Origin of the sequence: Cupriavidus phytohabitans, from assembly GCF_017815025.1 — a bacterium.
GTDB lineage: Bacteria > Pseudomonadota > Gammaproteobacteria > Burkholderiales > Burkholderiaceae > Cupriavidus.
This window is the reverse complement of sequence record NZ_JAGIQB010000017.1, coordinates 1-18,233: the sequence shown is the minus strand read 5'-3', so window position 1 is coordinate 18,233 and position 18,233 is coordinate 1. Positions and strand designations below refer to the sequence as shown.

General features: G+C 66.4%; 13 protein-coding genes and 1 pseudogene. 8 read left to right on the top strand and 6 right to left on the bottom strand.

Going from position 1 to position 18,233, the window contains the following annotated elements; translation table 11 throughout:
• Nucleotide 1: 1 nt before the first annotated feature.
• Nucleotides 2-1,246 carry a sarcosine oxidase subunit beta family protein gene (locus J8I34_RS13835; RefSeq protein WP_029045223.1) on the bottom strand — a complete coding sequence of 415 codons (1,245 nt, stop codon included), beginning with the start codon at nt 1,244-1,246 and terminating at the stop codon, nt 2-4.
• Between the two features lie 13 nt (nt 1,247-1,259).
• On the bottom strand, nt 1,260-2,648 hold the full coding sequence (locus J8I34_RS13830) for an L-serine ammonia-lyase (RefSeq protein WP_029045222.1): 1,389 nt from the start codon (nt 2,646-2,648) through the stop codon (nt 1,260-1,262).
• A gap of 379 nt (nt 2,649-3,027) precedes the next feature.
• Here J8I34_RS13830 and J8I34_RS13825 point away from each other — a divergent pair, with 379 nt between their 5' ends.
• Nucleotides 3,028-4,125, top strand: coding sequence for a GlxA family transcriptional regulator (locus J8I34_RS13825; protein ID WP_051320336.1), 1,098 nt, complete (start codon nt 3,028-3,030; stop codon nt 4,123-4,125).
• 195 nt (nt 4,126-4,320) lie between these two features.
• Here the strand turns inward: J8I34_RS13825 and gcvT are convergent, their stop codons facing one another.
• Nucleotides 4,321-5,457, bottom strand: coding sequence for a glycine cleavage system aminomethyltransferase GcvT (gene gcvT / locus J8I34_RS13820; RefSeq protein WP_029045220.1), 1,137 nt, complete (start codon nt 5,455-5,457; stop codon nt 4,321-4,323).
• A 237-nt stretch (nt 5,458-5,694) separates the two neighbouring features.
• Here gcvT and J8I34_RS13815 point away from each other — a divergent pair, with 237 nt between their 5' ends.
• Nucleotides 5,695-6,384 (top strand): ArsR/SmtB family transcription factor, encoded by a 690-nt coding sequence (locus J8I34_RS13815; RefSeq protein ID WP_029045219.1) that lies wholly within the window; start codon nt 5,695-5,697, stop codon nt 6,382-6,384.
• 55 nt (nt 6,385-6,439) lie between these two features.
• Nucleotides 6,440-6,946 carry a DUF6630 family protein gene (locus tag J8I34_RS13810; protein WP_029045218.1) on the top strand — a complete coding sequence of 169 codons (507 nt, stop codon included), beginning with the start codon at nt 6,440-6,442 and terminating at the stop codon, nt 6,944-6,946.
• A gap of 21 nt (nt 6,947-6,967) precedes the next feature.
• Here J8I34_RS13810 and J8I34_RS13805 read toward each other — a convergent pair whose 3' ends face one another.
• The 3 genes from J8I34_RS13805 to J8I34_RS13795 form a co-directional block, all read right to left on the bottom strand.
• Nucleotides 6,968-7,906, bottom strand: coding sequence for a LysR family transcriptional regulator (locus J8I34_RS13805; RefSeq protein WP_209806266.1), 939 nt, complete (start codon nt 7,904-7,906; stop codon nt 6,968-6,970).
• 97 nt (nt 7,907-8,003) lie between these two features.
• Nucleotides 8,004-9,095, bottom strand: coding sequence for a Zn-dependent alcohol dehydrogenase (locus J8I34_RS13800; protein WP_029045216.1), 1,092 nt, complete (start codon nt 9,093-9,095; stop codon nt 8,004-8,006).
• A 107-nt stretch (nt 9,096-9,202) separates the two neighbouring features.
• Entirely contained in the window at nt 9,203-10,858 is a 1,656-nt protein-coding gene (locus J8I34_RS13795; protein WP_209806265.1) for a phospholipase D family protein, read from the bottom strand.
• Between the two features lie 366 nt (nt 10,859-11,224).
• On the opposite strand from J8I34_RS13795, the gene J8I34_RS13790 reads away from it, so the two are divergent.
• From J8I34_RS13790 to J8I34_RS34730, 5 genes and pseudogenes are all read left to right on the top strand, one after another.
• Complete coding sequence (locus tag J8I34_RS13790) at nt 11,225-12,760, top strand: amino acid permease (RefSeq protein ID WP_209806264.1); 1,536 nt, start codon at nt 11,225-11,227, stop codon at nt 12,758-12,760.
• 418 nt (nt 12,761-13,178) lie between these two features.
• Entirely contained in the window at nt 13,179-15,341 is a 2,163-nt protein-coding gene (locus J8I34_RS13785; protein WP_209806263.1) for a TonB-dependent siderophore receptor, read from the top strand.
• A gap of 383 nt (nt 15,342-15,724) precedes the next feature.
• Nucleotides 15,725-17,260, top strand: a complete 1,536-nt coding sequence (locus tag J8I34_RS13780; protein WP_029045212.1) for an NCS1 family nucleobase:cation symporter-1 — start codon at nt 15,725-15,727, stop codon at nt 17,258-17,260.
• A gap of 43 nt (nt 17,261-17,303) precedes the next feature.
• Nucleotides 17,304-18,038, top strand: a complete 735-nt coding sequence (locus J8I34_RS13775) for an aspartate/glutamate racemase family protein (protein ID WP_029045211.1) — start codon at nt 17,304-17,306, stop codon at nt 18,036-18,038.
• Nucleotides 18,039-18,096: 58 nt separating this feature from the next.
• Nucleotides 18,097-18,233, top strand: a pseudogene (locus J8I34_RS34730) (allantoinase); the annotation flags it as partial.

The window sequence follows — 18,233 nt, the reverse complement described above, 5'->3', positions numbered from 1 at the left end:
TTCAGTGCGCGACAGCGGCGGCGCCGTGCTCGTCGATCAGGTGGCCGGTATAGAAGCGGTCCAGCGAGAAGGGTGCGTTCAGCGCATGCGGCTGGTCGCGCGCGATGGTGTGCGCATAAGCCCAGCCCGAGCCAGGCGTCGCCTTGAACCCGCCCGTGCCCCAGCCGCAGTTGAAGTAGAGGCCCTTCACGTCGGTCTTGCTGATGATCGGGCACGCGTCCGGCGAGGTGTCGACGATGCCGCCCCATTGGCGGTTCATGCGCACGCGCGAGAAGACGGGGAACATCTCGACGATGGCCTGCAGCGTGCCTTCGATGACCTGGAAGCTGCCGCGCTGGCCGAAGCCGGTGTACTGGTCGATGCCCGCGCCGATCACCAGGTCGCCCTTGTCGGACTGGCTGATGTAGGCGTGCACCGCGTTGGACATGATCACCGAGTTGACCACCGGCTTGATCGGCTCGGACACCAGCGCCTGCAGCGGGTGGCTTTCCAGCGGCAGCCGGATGCCCGCCATGTCAGCCAGCGTGGTGGTGTTGCCGGCGGCAACGACCGCTACCTTCTTGGCCCTGATGAAGCCCTTCACCGTCTCGACGCCGACCACCGCGCCGCCGTTGCGGCGGATGCCGGTGACCTGGCAGTTCTGGATGATGTCGACGCCGGCGCGGTCGGCGCCGCGCGCGAAGCCCCAGGCCACGGCATCGTGCCGGGCCACCCCCGCGCGCCGCTGGATCGATGCGCCCAGCACCGGATAGCGGCTGTTCAGGTTGATGGTGGGCTCGATCTCCTTGACCTGCGCGGGCGTCAGGAATTCGGCGTCGACGCCATTCAGGCGGTTCGCGTTCACGCGCCGCTCGGTGTCGCGCACGTCCTGCAACGTGTGCGCCAGGTTGAGCACGCCGCGCTGGCTGAACATGACGTTGTAGTTCAGGTCCTGCGACAGGCCCTCCCACAGCTTCATTGCCTTCTCGTAGAGCGCCGCGGACTCGTCCCACAGGTAGTTGGAACGCACGATGGTGGTGTTGCGCGCGGTGTTGCCGCCGCCGATCCATCCCTTCTCCAGCACCGCCACATTGGTGATGCCGTGCTCCTTCGCCAGGTAGTACGCGGTCGCGAGGCCGTGGCCGCCGCCGCCGACGATGACCACGTCATACTCGCGCCTGGGCTCGGGACTCCTCCACTGCTTTTCCCAGTTCTCGTGGTAGGACAGCCCGTTGCGGAACAGACTGAATATCGAATAGCGGCTCATCTGATGCACCCCCTTAGCATTCAATGACGTTCACGGCCAGTCCGCCGCGCGACGTCTCCTTGTACTTCGTCTTCATGTCGGCGCCGGTCTCGCGCATGGTCTTGATCACCGAGTCGAGCGACACGTAATGCTGGCCATCGCCCTTGAGGGCCATGCGCGAGGCGTTGAGCGCCTTGATCGCGCCCATTGCGTTGCGCTCGATGCAGGGAATCTGCACCAGCCCGCCAACCGGGTCGCAGGTCATGCCGAGGTTGTGCTCCATGCCGATTTCCGCGGCGTTCTCGACCTGGTCGGGCGTGCCGCCCATCACCGCCGCGAGCGCGGCCGCGGCCATCGAGCACGCCACGCCGACCTCGCCCTGGCAGCCGACCTCGGCGCCGGAGATCGACGCAGTCTCCTTGTAGATCATGCCGATCGCGGCCGCCGTCAGCAGGAAGTCGACGATGCCATCGTCGTTCGAGCCGGGCACGAACTTCACGTAGTAGTGGAGCACCGCGGGGATCACGCCGGCCGCGCCGTTGGTCGGCGCGGTGACGACGCGGCCGCCCGCCGCGTTCTCTTCATTGACCGCCATCGCGTACAGGTTGACCCAGTCGAGCATCGACAGCGGATCGCGCAGCGATTCCTCGGAACGCGTGCGCAGCCGGTAATTGAGCTCCGCCGCGCGGCGCCTCACGCGCATCGGGCCGGGCAGCTCGCCCTCGACCTTGCAGCCGCGCTCGACGCAGGCGGCCATGGCGTGCCAGATCGCCAGCAGCCCGGCGCGCACGTCTTCGGCCGGCCGCAGCGCGCATTCATTGCGGAAGACCAGCTCGGCGATCGACAGCCCGCTGCCGCGGCACGCCTGCATCAGCTCAGCGCCGGTGCGGAACGGGTATGGCACCTCCGCCGCCGCGCGCACGCCGTTCACGCGCTCGCCATCGCGGTTGACCACGAAGCCGCCGCCGATCGAGTAATACTCCTTCTCGACCAGCAACTGCCCCTGCTCGTCGAACGCCTGGAAGCGCATGCCGTTCGGGTGCACGACACTGCCCGTGCCGCTCATCAGGCGACGGTAGAAGCCGAGGTGCTCCTTTTCCTCGAAGCCGATCTCATGCTTGCCGAGCAGCAGCACGCGCTTGTCCTTGCGGATCTGCGCGAGGCGCGGCTCGATCAGGTCCGGGTCGATCCGGTCGGGCAGGCTCCCTTCCAGGCCGAGCAGCACCGCCTTGTCGGTGCCATGGCCCTTGCCGGTGGCACCGAGCGAGCCATACAATTCCGCCCGGACGCGGCGTACGAAGCCGAGCAGGTTCGCATCCTCGAGGTGGGATACGAAGCGGCACGCGGCGATCATCGGGCCGACCGTATGCGAACTCGAGGGTCCGATGCCGATCTTGAACAGGTCGAATACGCTGACATTCATCTGACTGCCTCACTGCGGGTGCTGGGTTGCTGTCGTTGGAAGCCAGTACAGCAGAGCGCAGGATTTGCAGATAGAACAAAACCGGCATCGGCGTGGGATACCACCGCCAGTCACCGCGCCGTACGGGCCCGGATTTCGCTTTGGCGATGATTCACGTCGGAATTGTGCAAGTCCGCGGCGGGTGGATCGGCGACTCTGGCTGGGACGGAATGCGTCGTGCGAGCGGGCGCAAGACGGGGGCGGGCGCAGCGGTGGCGGGCTGAACGGATGCAGTGCGCATCACCAGTTTCCCCGGGCCAGCGCACCCTCCCCCGCCAGTCGACTTCCGGGGTAAACCGGATGCGCCCGCCCGTGCGAGCCTGTCAAGATGGATGCCGCCATGACACCAGACGTTCCTGTTTCTCCTGTTGCCGAGCCGGCCCCACGGCGCATCCGCTTTGGCATCGTGCTGCTGCCGAACTTCACGCTGACCGCGTTTTCGGGCTTCGTCGACATGCTGCGGCTGTCGGCGGACGATGGCGACTACAGCAAGCCGGTGCGCTGCGTGTGGAGCGTGATCGGCAACACACTCGCGCCGGTGCGCGCGAGCTGCGGGATCCAGGTCGCGCCCTGGGAGACCTTTGACGAAGCAGAGCCGTTCGACTATGTGGTGGTGGTCGGCGGGCTGCTCCATTCGGGGCCGCAGGCCGGTCCCGAGACGCTCGACTTCATCCGCCGCGCGGCGGGCGGCGGCGCGACCATCGTCGGCATCTGCACCGGGGTGTTTTCCCTGATGCGCGCCGGCGTGCTCGATGGCCACCGGGCTTGCGTCAGCTGGTTCCACTACTGGGATTTCATCGAGCGCTTCCCGTCGGTCGATCCGGATCTGCTGGTCGCCGACCGGCTGTTCGTGATCGACCGCCGGCGCATCACCTGTTCGGGCGGGCGCGCGTCGATCGACGTCGCCGCCGCGATCCTGCTGCGCCACTTCGACCATGCCACCGTGCAGAAGGCGCTGCGGATCCTGCTGGTGGGCGAGATGCAGAAGGGCAATGCGCCGCAGCCACATCCGCCAGGCCTCGAACCGGCGACGCACCCGAAGGTCAAGCGCGCGATCCTGCTGATGGAGCAGCACGTCGGGCGCGCGCTGCCGCTGGAGGCGCTTGCGTGCAAGCTCGACCTGTCGGCGCGGCAGCTGGAGCGCCTGTTCAAGGCCGAGACTGGCAAGAGCCCGCAGGCATTCGCCAAGCAGGTGCGGCTGCGCACCGCCGCGTGGCTGCTGACCAGTTCGGACCGCGCCGTCGCCGACATCGCGCTGAGCTGCGGCTTTGCCGATGCCTCGCATCTCGGCCGCGAATTCCGCAAGCAGTATGGCGTGCCGCCCGCGGCCTACCGCGACAAGGGCGCGACTCCCGCCGAATCCGCGCTGGCCGGCAATGATGGCGACGCGCTGTGCGCGCTCGGTGAAGGAGAAAGCGAAAGCGCAAGCCAGCCATGATTGCGGCCATCGGCCAACTTAGCGCAGTCTTCGGACAGATGCATGCCTGCCCGGCCCGTCACCATCGCCCATCCTCTCAGCAAAGGCTTCGATACCGCGGACCTCCGGGACGCCAGCGCGTTGCTTGAATTGCTCGCCAAGCCGTAAGCCCATCCCGCTGATCGCCGCGCCTGGATCATCACCAGGCCGAAAGCCTCAGATGCCGCCCCGCACGAATGGAGGGCGCACCACTTTCGCGGCAATCCTGTTCTTGTAGACCTCCACATTGACCTGCGAGCCGATCCTGATGTCGGGCGCCACGCGCGCCAACGCAATGGCGATGCCCAGCGTCGGGCTATAGGTTCCGCTGGTGACCTTGCCGATCACCGCGCCCTTCCCGCTGGTCACTGTGCTGTGCGCCGCCGGGACAGCGGCGCTGCCTTCCAGGGCGAGCCCAACGAACTGCTGCGTCTGGCGGCGGGCGCACACGGCCGACTTACCGAAGAAATCACGGTCTGAATCCAGCTCGACACTCCAGCCCAGACCGGCATCGAGCGGCGAGGTATGGAGATCCATGTCCTTCCCGATCCGGTGCATCCCTGCCTCGAGCCGAAGCGTATCCCATGCTTCATGGCCCACCGCGCTGATGCCTGCCGACCGCAGCATGTCCCAGACACGACCAGCGTGGCTGGCGAGCAGCAGCAATTCGAAGCCGTCCTCGCCGGTTTTGCCGGTTCTCGCCACCATCAACTCCCCAATTGCCGAATCATGGACGATAGTGGAATTAAACGGCTTCAGCCTTTCGGCATGGCGGGAAGCCGGAACCGCCCGGAATACTTTTTCCCGAGCCTTCGGTCCTTGCACGGCGATGACCGCTAATGGTTCAACATCGTCCGCCACGCAATCCTGGCGTCGCGGGATCACGGTCACATCCGCTTTCGCCTCGCTGACCTTTGCCCGGATCCACTCGAGGTCGCTGGCGGCCGTGTGCGCGTTCAGGACGGCACGGAAATGCTGCTCCCCCAGGTAGTAAATGACCAGGTCATCGATCACGCCGCCGGACTGGTCAAGCATGCAGCTATACAGTGCCTTTCCAGCTGTCTTCAGCTTTCCGACGTCGTTCGACAAGAGCTTGCCGAGAAACATTCGCGCATCCGGGCCGTGCAGGTCAACCACGCACAGATGCGACATGTCGAACATGCCGGCATCTTCGCGCACTGTGTGGTGCTCTTCGATCTGGGATCCGTAGGCGGCAGGAAGCTTCCAGCCATCGACGTCGCCTATGCGAGCATGAAGGAGACGGTGGCGATCATACAGTGGCGTGTGCTGCCAATGCGGGGGACCTTTAGTCATCGCTTTGGGTCAGTGGGCAATCAGGGTTGCGGGCACGGAATCGGCCATGGTCCGTCGATCAACGGCGACGTTGCGTGCCAGTACATCAAATCGCTGGAATCGCCGATAGAACGAAAGCGGCATTCACATGGGACACTCACGCCAGGCGTGGTAACCACCTGCAGAGCAGCACAACGACTGCCACTGCTCGCGTTCAGTCCTATACTCCGCATTGGACCCTTCACCCCGAGCCAAACCATGGATTACACCCCCGGCATCAGCCAGCTGGCTGGCCTGCTCGCCGACCCCGGCCGCGCCGCCATGCTATGGGCCCTGATGGACGGCAGCGCCCGCCCCGCCGGTGAACTGGCACTGATCGCCGGCCTGTCGGCGTCGTCCGCCAGCGGGCACCTGGCGCGGCTGACCGAGGGCGGGCTGCTGGCGGTGGAGACGCGCGGGCGCAACCGGTATTACCGGCTGGCCGCGCCGGAGATCGGCGTGGCGATCGAGGCGCTGGCGTCGGCGTCGCTGGCCAGCCGGCCGCCGCGGCTGCGCGACGTGCCGGTGTCGCGCGCCGCGCCGCCGGCGCTGCGGCAGGCGCGTACGTGCTACGACCACCTGGCCGGCGAACTGGCCGTGGGACTGTTCGAACGGATGACGCATAGCGGCTGGCTGGTGCTCGATGCGCGGCGCGTGGAGCTGAGCGGCGACGGCGCGCAGGCGCTGGCGGGACTGGGCATCGACATTGCTGCAGCGCGGCGCAAGCGGCGCCAGTTTGCCTGCACCTGCCCGGACTGGAGCGAGCGCAAACCCCACCTCGGCGGCGCGCTGGGCGCGGCGCTGCTGGGCAGCCTGCTGGAGCGCGGCTGGGTCGAGACCACGCGCACATCGCGCGCGTTGCGCGTGACACCGGCGGGCCAACGCGAGATCATGCGCATCGCGGCATGAATCGCGGCATAAGTCGCGGCACGATTGAGCCGCACGGCACCACAGGAGATCCCGCATGGCCACATCACTGGACGACGACACGCAGGACGCGATCGCGCGTTTCTTCGCCCTGATCAACCTCGACGACAGCGCGCAGACGGCGGCGCAGCTGTCGATGTTCGAAGACGCGCTGCTTGACGCGGAGGACGACGACACCGACGGCGGCGAGCTGCTGTGGGTGGTGCGCGAAGTCATCGACTGGCAATCCGGCTTCTTCGTCGACTGGAAGGACTGCCAGTCCTTTATCGGCTGCCTGAACCAGCTGTGCGAGCGCATCGACCTGGAAATCGACTGGGGCACGGACGAACCCGAGGACGAGGCGTTCCTGGAGAACACCAGCGTGCCCGAGCTGATGGAGCTGGCCCACAACCAGCTGCGCGTGGCCGGCTATACCCTGTGGAACTGGGATACCGGCGGCGATGCCTACGCCGGCTGGATCACGCGCAGCGAGGATGACGAAGAGATGCTCGACCTGGCCGAGCAATTGCGCTTCGAGATCCGGCCCGCGGACCAGCCTTACTGAGCCGGCCGCAGCGGCGGCTGCCTAAGGCGCCAGCGTTCCGCGCTTGCGCGCCGGCGGGCGCCCCGTCTCCGGCACGCCGACGGTCTGCTCAAGCACGTCAAGGAATACGCGCACGCTGGCCGGCATCAGCTTGCGCGCCGGCATCAGCATGTAGACCTTGAGCGGCGACGAGGCATAGGCTGGCAGCACCCGCACCAGTTGCCCCAGCTCCAGCTGCTCCTGCACGAAGCGCGGCGACAGCCGCGTCACCCCCAGCCCGTCGATGGCAGCCTTCAGCCGCAGCTCCGCGTTGTGGGTACCGATGCGCGGCTCCACGTCCACGCGCGCGATCTCGACGCCGTCGCGCAGGAATTCCCAATGCTTGTCATCGGCGTTGCCCAGCGTGGGCCAGCCCTGCAGGTCCTGCGGCGTGCGCGGCAGCCCGCGCGCGCGGATCAGCGCCGGCGCGGCGTAGAAGGCGCGCTCGATCAGCACCACGCGCTTGCTGGCGAACGAGGTGTCATTCAGCCCGGTGTTGGTCATGACGAAGGCCAGATCGTAGCCATGGCGAACCAGGTCGGGCTGGTCCCAGCTGACATCGACCTGCACGCGCAGGCCCGGGTGGGCGCGCAACACCCGCGTCAGCGTTTCCGACAGGTGCTGCGAGCCGACTTCATACGGGGTGGAGATGCGCAGCACGCCGCTGACCTCGGCGCTGCCCGAGGCGGCTTCGGCGCTGATCTCGTGCAGCTCGGCAAACAGCGGCGCGATCCGGTCATACAGTTGCTGACCGCGCTCGGTGACACGCACGCGGCGCGTGGTGCGCTCGAACAGCCGCGTGCCGAGCTGGCCTTCCAGCCGCGCCACGGCGGCGCTGGCGGAGGATTTGGGCACCTGCGCCAGTTCGGCGCCCTGGGTAAAGCCGCCGCCTTCCACCACGCGGCAGAAGATTTCCCAGTCTTTCCAATCGATTGTCCTCATGCGTGGGATGCGGCGGGTAGGGATGGGGCGGCTGCCATTGGAGAGCGCCATTGTCCCACAGTGTGGACAATGGCGCAGATCCATGCAAACAGCCCCTCTACGCTGACTCGAACAGGATCACCGAACGCGCCAGCTCGCCGCGGCGCAGTTCGTCGAAGGCATCGTTGATGCGCTCCAGCGGCAGGCGCTGTGCGATCAGCTCGTCCAGGTGCAGCCTGCCGCCCATGTAGAAATCGACCATGCGCGGCATGTCGACCGGAAAGCGGTTCGAGCCCATCAGCGAGCCCTGGATGCGCTTTTCACTCAGGAAGTCGCTGCCCTTCAGTTCGATCCTGACGCCCGGCGCGATCATGCCGATCACGGTGGCGGTGCCGCCGCGGCGCAGCATGGCAAAGGCCTGCTCGGTGGTCTGCTTCAGGCCGATGGCCTCGAAGGCGTGATGCACGCCGCCGCCGGTCAGCTCGCGCACGGCATCGGGCACGTCGGCATTGCCGGCATCGATCACGTCGGTGGCGCCGAACTTGCGCGCCAGTTCCAGCTTGGCCGGCACGCGGTCGATGGCGATGATGCGGCCGGCGCCGGCAATCGCGGCACTGTTGACCGTGGCCAGGCCAATGCCGCCGCAGCCGATCACGGCCACGGTCTCGCCCGGCTGCACCCTGGCGGTATGGATGACCGCGCCCATGCCCGTGGTGACGGCGCAGCCGATCAGCGCGGCGCGGTCCAGCGGCATGTCGCGGCGGATCGCCACCAGTGCGTGTTCGTGGATCAGCATCTGCTCGGCAAAGGCCGACAGGTTCAGGAACTGGTTCATGGGTCCGCCCTGTCGCGCCATCAGGCGCGGCTCCTCGCCTTCGCGGCGGCGGGTATCGGGCTCGGTGCACAGGGACAGGTGCCCCGTCAGGCAATGCTCGCAATGGCCGCAGTACGCCGACAGGCAGGTGATGACGTGGTCGCCGGGCCTGACCGTGCGCACCTCGGCGCCAACCTGCTCGACCACGCCGGCGGCCTCGTGTCCCAGTATGGCCGGCATCGGATACGGATAGGCGCCGTCCAGGAAATGCAGGTCAGAATGGCAGACGCCCACGGCAGCGGTGCGCACCAGCACCTCGCGCGGGCCGGGCTTGCCGATGGCAACGTCTTCGATCACGAGCGGGGTCTTGGGTTGATGCAGGACGGCGGCTTTCATAACGCTCCTTGCGGCGGGCGTGCCGGGACGGCACAGTGCAATGAAGCCAAAAACCATAACCGCAAACGATGGTTCAGGAAAGGCGCGTCGCCGCAGCGCAGCGATGTTTACAACTCTTCCTTGATCGGCAGCACACGCAGCACGCCGATGCCCAGATGCTGCAGCGCGCCCATGCCGGGCTCGCTGTCGTAGGTGGTGAGCTGCCCCTTCTCGCGCGTGGTCCACGTCAGGCGCGCATTGTTGCCGTCGGCATCGGTGCGCACGCCGACGCGGTAGGCCATGTCGAGCAGGCCATCCTCGGTGGTCTTGATCATGCGCTCGGCCAGTGCCGGGCTGTCGAGCACGATGCCCATCTCGGTGTTCAGCCTGGCCGAGCGCGGATCCATGTTGAGCGAGCCGATGAACACCAGGCGCCGGTCGACGATGTAGTTCTTGGCGTGCAGGCTGGCGCGGCTCGATGACAGCCAGGAGCGCGAGCGCGAACCCTTGGCGGCTTTGCCGCGCTGCGCCAGCTCGGCATAGGCGCTGGGCTTGAGCTCGTACAGCTCGATGCCGGCGGCCACCAGTGCCTTGCGGTGCGGGGCATAGCCCGCATGCACCGCGCTGACGTCGGTGGCGGCGAAGGAATTGGTCAGGATGCGCACACGGATGCCGCGCCTTGCGATCGCGATCAGCCAGGCCTCGCCGTCGTTGTCGGGGACGAAGTATGGGGAAATCAGCAAGACCTCCTTTTGCGCGCTGCTGATCATCTTTTCCAGCCGGGCGGTGGCATGGCCGGGCTCGTCATGGATCTGGTGGGTAATCTTGGCGGCCTTGTCGGAGACTACCGTGGCCTTGCCGGTGTAGGCCGGCATATGGCCGCTTTCGATGCCCTTGGCCAGGCCCGAGTCGAGCAGTTCCTGCACGTACTGGCTGGCCTTTGCCTGGTCACCGCGCGCTTCCAGGCGCTTGCGCAGGCTGCGCATTTCCACCGGCGCCTCCTTGCCCTCCGGAATCAGCGCCACCACCGGGTAGGACGACTTGTCATTCCAGTATTCATCGAAGACCGCCGATACCTGCGGCACCGCCGGGCCGGCAATCAGCACGTCGAGGTCGCTGAAGTCCATGTCGGTACGGGCGGAGAAGTAGGCATCGCCGATATTGCGCCCGCCCACCACTGACATCTGGTTGTCCACCGTCATCGACTTGTTATGCATGCGCCGGTCCAGCCGGCTGAAATCCGCCAGCATTTCCAGCCAGCGCAGGCTGCGGTTGGCGACCGGGTTGAACAGGCGCACTTCGATATTGGGATGCGAATCGATCGCCGACAGGACCTTGTCCAGCTCGGCGCCGGTACGCAGGTCGTCGAGCAGCATGCGCACGCGCACGCCGCGGTCGGCGGCGTCGATGATATCGCCCAGCACCGCGGCGCCGGTGCCGGTCGGCTCCAGGATGTAGGTCTGCAGGTCGAGGCTGCGCTGGGCGGCGCGCGCCATCGCCAGGCGTGCGGCCAGCGCATCGGGGCCCGACGAGAGCGGGTAGAACAGGGACTCGCCCGGGCGCTGTGCCAGGCGCGGGGCCAGCGCCTTGCCCAGCGGCGTATCCGCGGTGGCGGCGGGCGCGCTGGACGGTGGGCGCTGGGCCGATGCCGGCAGGCTGGCGCAGCCGGCCAGCCCGATGGCCAGCGCCAGCGCCAGCGTGATTGCCAGCGGCAGCGCGGCCAGCAGTTGTGAGCGCTGGCGGCAGGTAGCGAACGGATAGTGGCAGAAAAATGTCTGGAACATCCATGGATCTCCCTGCGCCACGAAGGCGCCGGCCCGGAGGCGTCATGCACGCAACTGCACTTTGACTGCATGTGGCGTGCCATCCGCTATCACGACAATACACCCCGGCAGGAGGTGACGGCACCGGTGCCATTCCTTTCCGCGCGGGGTCTTTGTCCTACATGGCTGACGCGCTGCGGCATGGACTGCATCAAGGTTGCGGCTTTTCCTGCACTGCGTTTTCTCTTATGATCCCGCCGCCAGGCTGTATATACCGGCCTGCAGCCGGCCCAGCGGCAGGCCCGGGCGGCACCTCCGGCCCGCGTTGCCTCCGCAGGCGAACCCCGGCATAGTTGCGCGCTTTTGCGCGTCCCGACCCGAGTCCCGATGTCCAGCCAACCTTCCACTTCAGGCGCGCCCGCGCCCACGCTGCGCCGCACGCTGCGCGCCCGCCATCTCACCATGATCGCCATCGGCGGCTCGATCGGCACGGGGCTGTTCGTGGCGTCCGGCGCCACCATCGCGCAGGCCGGGCCCGGCGGCGCGCTGGCCGCCTACATCCTGATCGGCGCCATGGTGTATTTCCTGATGACCAGCCTGGGCGAACTGGCCGCGTACATGCCGGTATCGGGCTCGTTCGCCACCTACGGCGCGCGCTATGTCGACGAAGGTTTCGGCTTCGCGCTGGGGTGGAACTACTGGTACAACTGGGCGGTGACCATCGCGGTGGAACTCGCCGCGGCGCAGCTGGTGATGCTGTACTGGTTCCCCGACACGCCAGGCGTACTGTGGAGCGCGCTGTTCCTCGGGCTGATGTTCGCGCTCAATGCGATCTCGGTGCGCGGCTTCGGCGAGGCCGAGTACTGGTGCGCGCTGGTCAAGGTGGTGACGGTGATCGCCTTTATCGGCATCGGCACGCTGATGATCTTCGGCATCCTGCGGGGCGACATGCCGGCCTCGCACGGGCTGGGCAACCTGACCCTCGGCGATGCGCCGTTTGTCGGCGGGCTGCCGGCGCTGATCGGCGTGGCCATGATCGCCGGCTTCTCGTTCCAGGGCACCGAACTGATCGGCGTGGCCGCCGGCGAATCGGCCGACCCGGCGAAGAACATCCCGCGCGCGGTGCGGCAGGTGTTCTGGCGCATCCTGCTGTTCTATGTGCTGGCGATCCTGATCATCGGCATCCTGATCCCCTACACCGACCCCAGCCTGCTCAAGAGCGACGTGCAGACCGTGGGCGTGAGCCCGTTCACGCTGGTGTTCCGCCATGCCGGCCTGGCCTTCGCCGCCGGCGTGATGAACGCGGTGATCCTGACCGCGGTGCTGTCGGCAGGCAATTCCGGCATGTACGCATCGACCCGCATGCTCTACAACCTGGCCACCGAAGGGCGCGCGCCGCGCATTTTCGCGCGGCTGACGCGCAACGGCGTGCCACGGGTGGCGCTGCTGGCGACCACCGCGGTGGGCGCGCTGTGTTTTCTCACCTCGCTGTTCGAAAGCAAGGCCGTGTACCTGTGGCTGCTGAACCTGTCAGGCATGACCGGCTTCATCGCGTGGCTGGGCATCGCGATCAGCCACTACCGCTTCCGCAAGGGCTTTGTCGCGCAGGGCCATGACCTGTCGCGCCTGCCCTACCGTTCGCCGTTCTTTCCCTACGGGCCGATCTTCGCCTTCGCGCTATGCCTGATCGTCACGCTGGGCCAGAACTACCAGGCCTTCGCCAGCGGCAAGATCGACTGGGTCGGCGTGGCCGCCACCTACATCGGCATCCCGATCTTCCTGGCGATCTGGGCGGGCTACCGGATCGTGCGCAAGACCCGCTTCGTGCGCTATGCCGAGATGGAATTCCCCGCGCTGCCGGCCGGCGGCGGCGGGGGCGACGGCGTCACCGCGCGCGGCGCCGCTCCAGTGACGGCCGAATAGGCGCCTATCCCCTGGCGCTTCCATACCAGGCAGGGCGTTCCGCGCATTCACGCTGGACGCCGCCTATCCGGGCACCGGGAGAAGACGCCGGGGTTCGATCGAGCCGTGCAAGCGGCCGGCTGGAGGCGCTGGTCAAGGTTTATGAGGGGATCCAGAAGCCGTTGTAGGCCGCTGATGACGGATCGCTTGCCCGTCCATTTTCATCACGACTCATCTCCGTCCACTTTTCAGATCCTTCAGGACTGAGCGAACGCCACATCACATGCAACGGTAACCTCCGTTGCTTTCTACGCAACACCCTCCGCGCCGTCCTTGACGCCGCATGTCCGCGTGCCCATCATTCCGACTTTTCGTAAATGCGAATTATTCGCATTTGTATCTACATTTACATACAGGCCTGCCTGTCTTACCGCCAAGCATGAACCACGCCGACATCCGCGCCGCCCGCGTGCGCGCACCCAAGCCTCGCCATCTCGCCATACTGGCGCACCTGGCCGTCCTCACCGGCTTCCCGGCGGCGGCCGCGCTGGCGCAGGAGGCAGCCGCGGGCGCCGGGCCGCAATCGCTGCCCGCCGTGACGGTCAGCGCCACCGCCGTCGATGACGCAGGCCTGCAGCTCCAGAAGAAGGCCAGCACCGGCGCACTGGGCTCGCGCACGCAGCTCGACACGCCGTATTCCACGACCATCGTCACCGGCGAGGACCTGGCCGACCGCCAGGTCAGCAAGCTAGGCGACGTGTTTGCCATGGATGCCTCGGTCACCGACAACAGCAACGCCTACAACAGCTGGTCCAGCTACCTGACCGTGCGCGGCCTGCAGGTCGACTGGCAGAACGGCTTCAAGATCAACGGGCTGCCGTTCGTCGCATACGGCATCACGCTGCCATACGAGCATATGGACCAGGTGGAACTGCTCAAGGGCCTGCCGGGCTTCATGTACGGCTTTGGCACCCCGGGCGGCATCGTCAACTACGTCACCAAGAAGCCGACCGATACCTTTACCGCTTCGTTCGAGCTGGGCTACCGCGCCGCCAACGTGTGGAGCGAGCACATCGACCTCGGCGGCCGCGCGGGCCCGGACAACATGTTCGGCTACCGGCTCAACTACACGCACGAGGAAGGCACGCCGTACAACGCGCGCAATGTCAACCGCGACACCGTATCGCTGGGCCTGGACGCGCGCCTGACCAAAGACCTGACCTGGACCTTCGACTCGATCTACCAGGACCGGCGCACCACCGGGCAGATGCCCTCGTTCAGCTTCTGGACCTACACCGACCAGGCACTGCCCGCCGCGGTCTCCGGCCGCATCCGGAACTTCGCCGGCAGCGACCAGCACCTGAACACCAACCTGCAGCTCTACACCACGGGCCTGCGCTACCAGGTCAACCCGGACTGGGCGCTCAGCACCAATTACAGCTTCAGCAAGGTCAACCGCAGCCGCAACGAGAGCCTGTATGGCGTGTTGAACCAGGCCGGCGACTACGTCGACACGCGCTACGACACCGCGCAGAACCAGCAGGTGGGCTATTGGCAGGCGATGCTCGAGGGCAAGTTCCGCACCGGCCCGTTCGGCCACCAGCTGGTGGCCGGCCTGTCGTGGCAGAAGCAGATCGACCGCTATGACAACAACGGCTTTGCCGGCACGATCGGCACCGGCAATATCTTCGAGCCCAATACCAACACGTACTTCAGCTCGACCGCGTTCAACAAGGTGCGCAACAGCGACATCACGCAGAAGTCGATTTTTGCCAGCGATACCGTGCAGCTGAGCGAGCGCTGGTCGGTGCTGGCCGGCCTGCGCGTCACCAATTTCGAGCAGAACGGCTACGTGCCGGCGGCCACCAACTACACCAAGAACGGCGTGGTCACGCCGACGCTCGCGCTGATGTTCAAGCCGGTGCCTGCAGCCACGGTCTACGCCAGCTACGTGGAAGCGCTGGAGCCCGGCTCGATCGTGCCGGATGGCTACACCAACGCGCGCCAGCTGCTCAGCCCGATCCGCAGCAAGCAGTATGAGATCGGCGTCAAGGCCGACCAGCAGAAGTGGAGCGCCACCGCCGCGCTGTTCCGCATCGAGCGCGGCGCGGAATATGACAGCGTCAGCAACGGCGTGCCGACGCGGGTGCAGGACGGCTCCTCGATCTACCAGGGCGTGGAGCTGGCGGGCGTCTATCGCCTCGGTTCGCAATGGGAATTCGGCGGCAGCGCGATGTACCTCGACTCCTACTACGACAAGGGCAATGCCAACATCGACAACCGCGTGGCCGGCGCGCCGGAACTGGTGCTGGCGGGCCGCATCAGCTACCGCGTGCCGTACGTGCCGGGCCTGCGGGTTGGCGTCGACGGAAAGTACACCAGCAATATCAAGCTCAATGCGTCCAATACGCTGGAGGCTGGCGGCTATACCGTGTTCAAACTCGGCGCCACCTACAACACGCGCGTGTATGGCAAGGACCTGACGCTGCGCGCGGCGCTGAACAACCTGACCAACAAGCGGTACTGGGGCTTCCAGTATGAGAACTATCTGCAGCCGGGTGATCCGCGCAGCGTGAGTCTGACGGCGAAGATTGCTTACTGAGTTCAGTCCTCCGGTCCGCCGGTTTTCTCCCTCCGGCCCTCTCCCCCGCCCCTCTCCCATAAATGGGAGAGCGGAGAACACAACGCGATTTTGAAATTGGCAGCAGCCTTGACCCCGCCTTTGCGCGGGGTCTTTTCATTTGTGCGCCGCCAGGCACGGCGAGAGCCGTCCCTTCTCCCCCTATAACCCCGCACCCCTCCCCCCTCTTTCGGGAAAACGAATGTTGACAATCACGAAACCGTGATCTACAACATCGTCTACAGCTTCCAATCATTTTGTAGACAATTTAGTAGACAGCACAACAAGCATCCCACGGCGCACAAAAGAGCCAAACGGCCGCACGTTCGCCTATCGTCAAGACAACCATCTGCCAGGAGACTCAGATGATGCAAACGACCGTAACGCCAGACGCGACCGCCGGCGCGCCACAGGCAGGGCATGCCGCACACGGCAATGCCCTGATCAAGCCCACCTACGACGAACGGCTGACCAATGAGGACCTGGCGCCGCTGCGCAAGCAGACCTGGGGCACTTACAACATCTTTGCCTTCTGGATGTCCGACGTGCACAGCGTGGGCGGCTACATCACCGCCGGCAGCCTGTTCGCCCTGGGGCTGACCAGCTGGCAGGTGCTGGTGTCGCTGCTGGTCGGGATTGTGATCGTGCAGTTCTTCTGCAACCTGGTGGCCAAACCCAGCCAGGTGACCGGCACGCCTTACCCGGTGATCTGCCGGGCCTCGTTCGGCGTGCTCGGCGCGAATATCCCGGCCATCATCCGCGGGCTGATCGCGGTGGCGTGGTACGGGATCCAGACCTACCTCGCATCGAGCGCCTTCCTGGTGCTGGCGCTTCACTTCTTCCCGTCACTGGCGCCGTATGCCGACGTCAAGCTGCACGGCTTTGCCGGGCTGTCGACGCTGGGCTGGGCCGCGTTCATGGTGCTTTGGGTGCTGCAGGCGCTGGTGTTCTGGACCGGCATGGAGACCATCCGCAAGTTCATCGACTGGGCCGGCCCGGCGGTGTACGTGGTGATGATCGCGCTGGCGATCTGGCTGGTGAACAAGGCCGGCTGGGAGAACGTCAACTTCACGCTGAGCTTCGTCAAGTACAGCGGCTGGGAAGCGGTGCCGGTGATGCTGAGCGCGATCGCGCTGGTGGTGTCGTACTTCTCCGGCCCGATGCTGAATTTCGGCGACTTCTCGCGCTATGCCAAGGATTTCAAGTCGGTCAAGCGCGGCAACTTCTGGGGCCTGCCGGTCAACTTCCTGGGCTTCTCGCTGCTGACCGTGATCACCACCTCGGCCACGCTGCCGGTGTTCGGCAAGCTGATCACCGACCCGGTGGAGACGGTAAGCCATATCGACAGCACCTTCGCCATGCTGCTGGGCGCCTTCACCTTCATGACCGCGACCATCGGCATCAACATCGTCGCCAACTTCGTGTCGCCGGCGTTCGACTTCTCCAACGTCTCGCCCAAGCACATCAGCTGGCGCACCGGCGGCATGATCGCCGCGGTGGCCTCGATCTTCATCACGCCCTGGAACCTGTACAACAACCCGGCCGTGATCCACTACACGCTGGACGTGCTGGGTGCCTTCATCGGCCCGCTGTTCGGCATCCTGATCGCCGACTACTACCTGGTGCGGCGCCAGCACGTGGAAGTCGATGACCTGTACACGCTGAACCCGCGCGGCCGCTACTGGTACCGCAATGGCTTCAACCCGGCGGCGGTGGCCACCATGATCCCCGCGGCCATCATCCCGATCCTGTGCGTGGTGGTGCCGGCCTGGCAGGCGGCGGCCAACTACAGCTGGTTCATCGGCATGGGCATCGCGCTGGTGCTGTACCGCCAGCTGGCGCCGCGCATGATGCCGGGCCATCTCGCCGCGCCCGCCGCGCCGGCCTCCGGCCAGGTTTGAACGACATCCCCCTTTCGACAGCATCCATCCCAGAGCCGCACCCATGAAGCTGAAGATCATCAACCCCAATACCACCGAGAGCATGACCGAGAAGATCGGCCAGTGCGCCCGCGCCGTGGCCGAGCAGGGCACGCGCATCAGCGCGGTCAGCCCGCGCATGGGCCCGGCCTCGATCGAGAGCCACTATGACGAGGCGCTGTCGGTGCCCGGCATCCTCGACGAGATCCTGGCCGGCGAGCAGGAAGGCGTGGACGGCTATGTCATCGCCTGCTTCGGCGACCCGGGCCTGTACGCGGCGCGCGAGGTGGCGCGCGGCCCCGTGATCGGCATCGCCGAGGCGGCGATGCACATGGCCAGCATGGTCGGCAGCAGCTTCAGCGTGGTGACCACGCTGGCGCGCACCTGCAATATCGCCTGGCACCTGGCCGAGCGCTATGGCATGAAGCGCTTCTGCAGCAATGTGCGCGCCTGCGACCTGCCGGTGCTCGACCTGGAGCGCCCCGGCTCGGACGCGCGCCGCATCATCACCGAGGCGTGCCGCCGCGCGCTGGTGGAAGACCGCAGCGAATGCATCGTGCTCGGCTGCGCCGGCATGACCGACCTGTGCGACGAGATCGCCGACGCCATCGGCGCGCCGGTGATCGACGGCGTCACGTGCGCGGTCAAGCTGGCCGAGGCGATGGTCTCGGTGCGGCTGGCCACCAGCAAGCGCGGCGACTGGGCGCGGCCGCTGCCCAAGGCGTATGCCGGCATGCTGGCGCCTTATGCGCTCAACTGAGGCGCTCAACTGAGGCGCTGAACTGACGCTTCGAGAACCACTTACCTGATCCAGCAACATGCTCCAGACACGTTATCCCCGCGACCTGATCGGCTACGGCGCCCAGCCTCCCCACGCGCGCTGGCCGGGCGGCGCGCGCGTCGCGCTGCAGTTCGTCCTCAACTACGAAGAAGGCGGCGAGAACTGCGTGCTGCA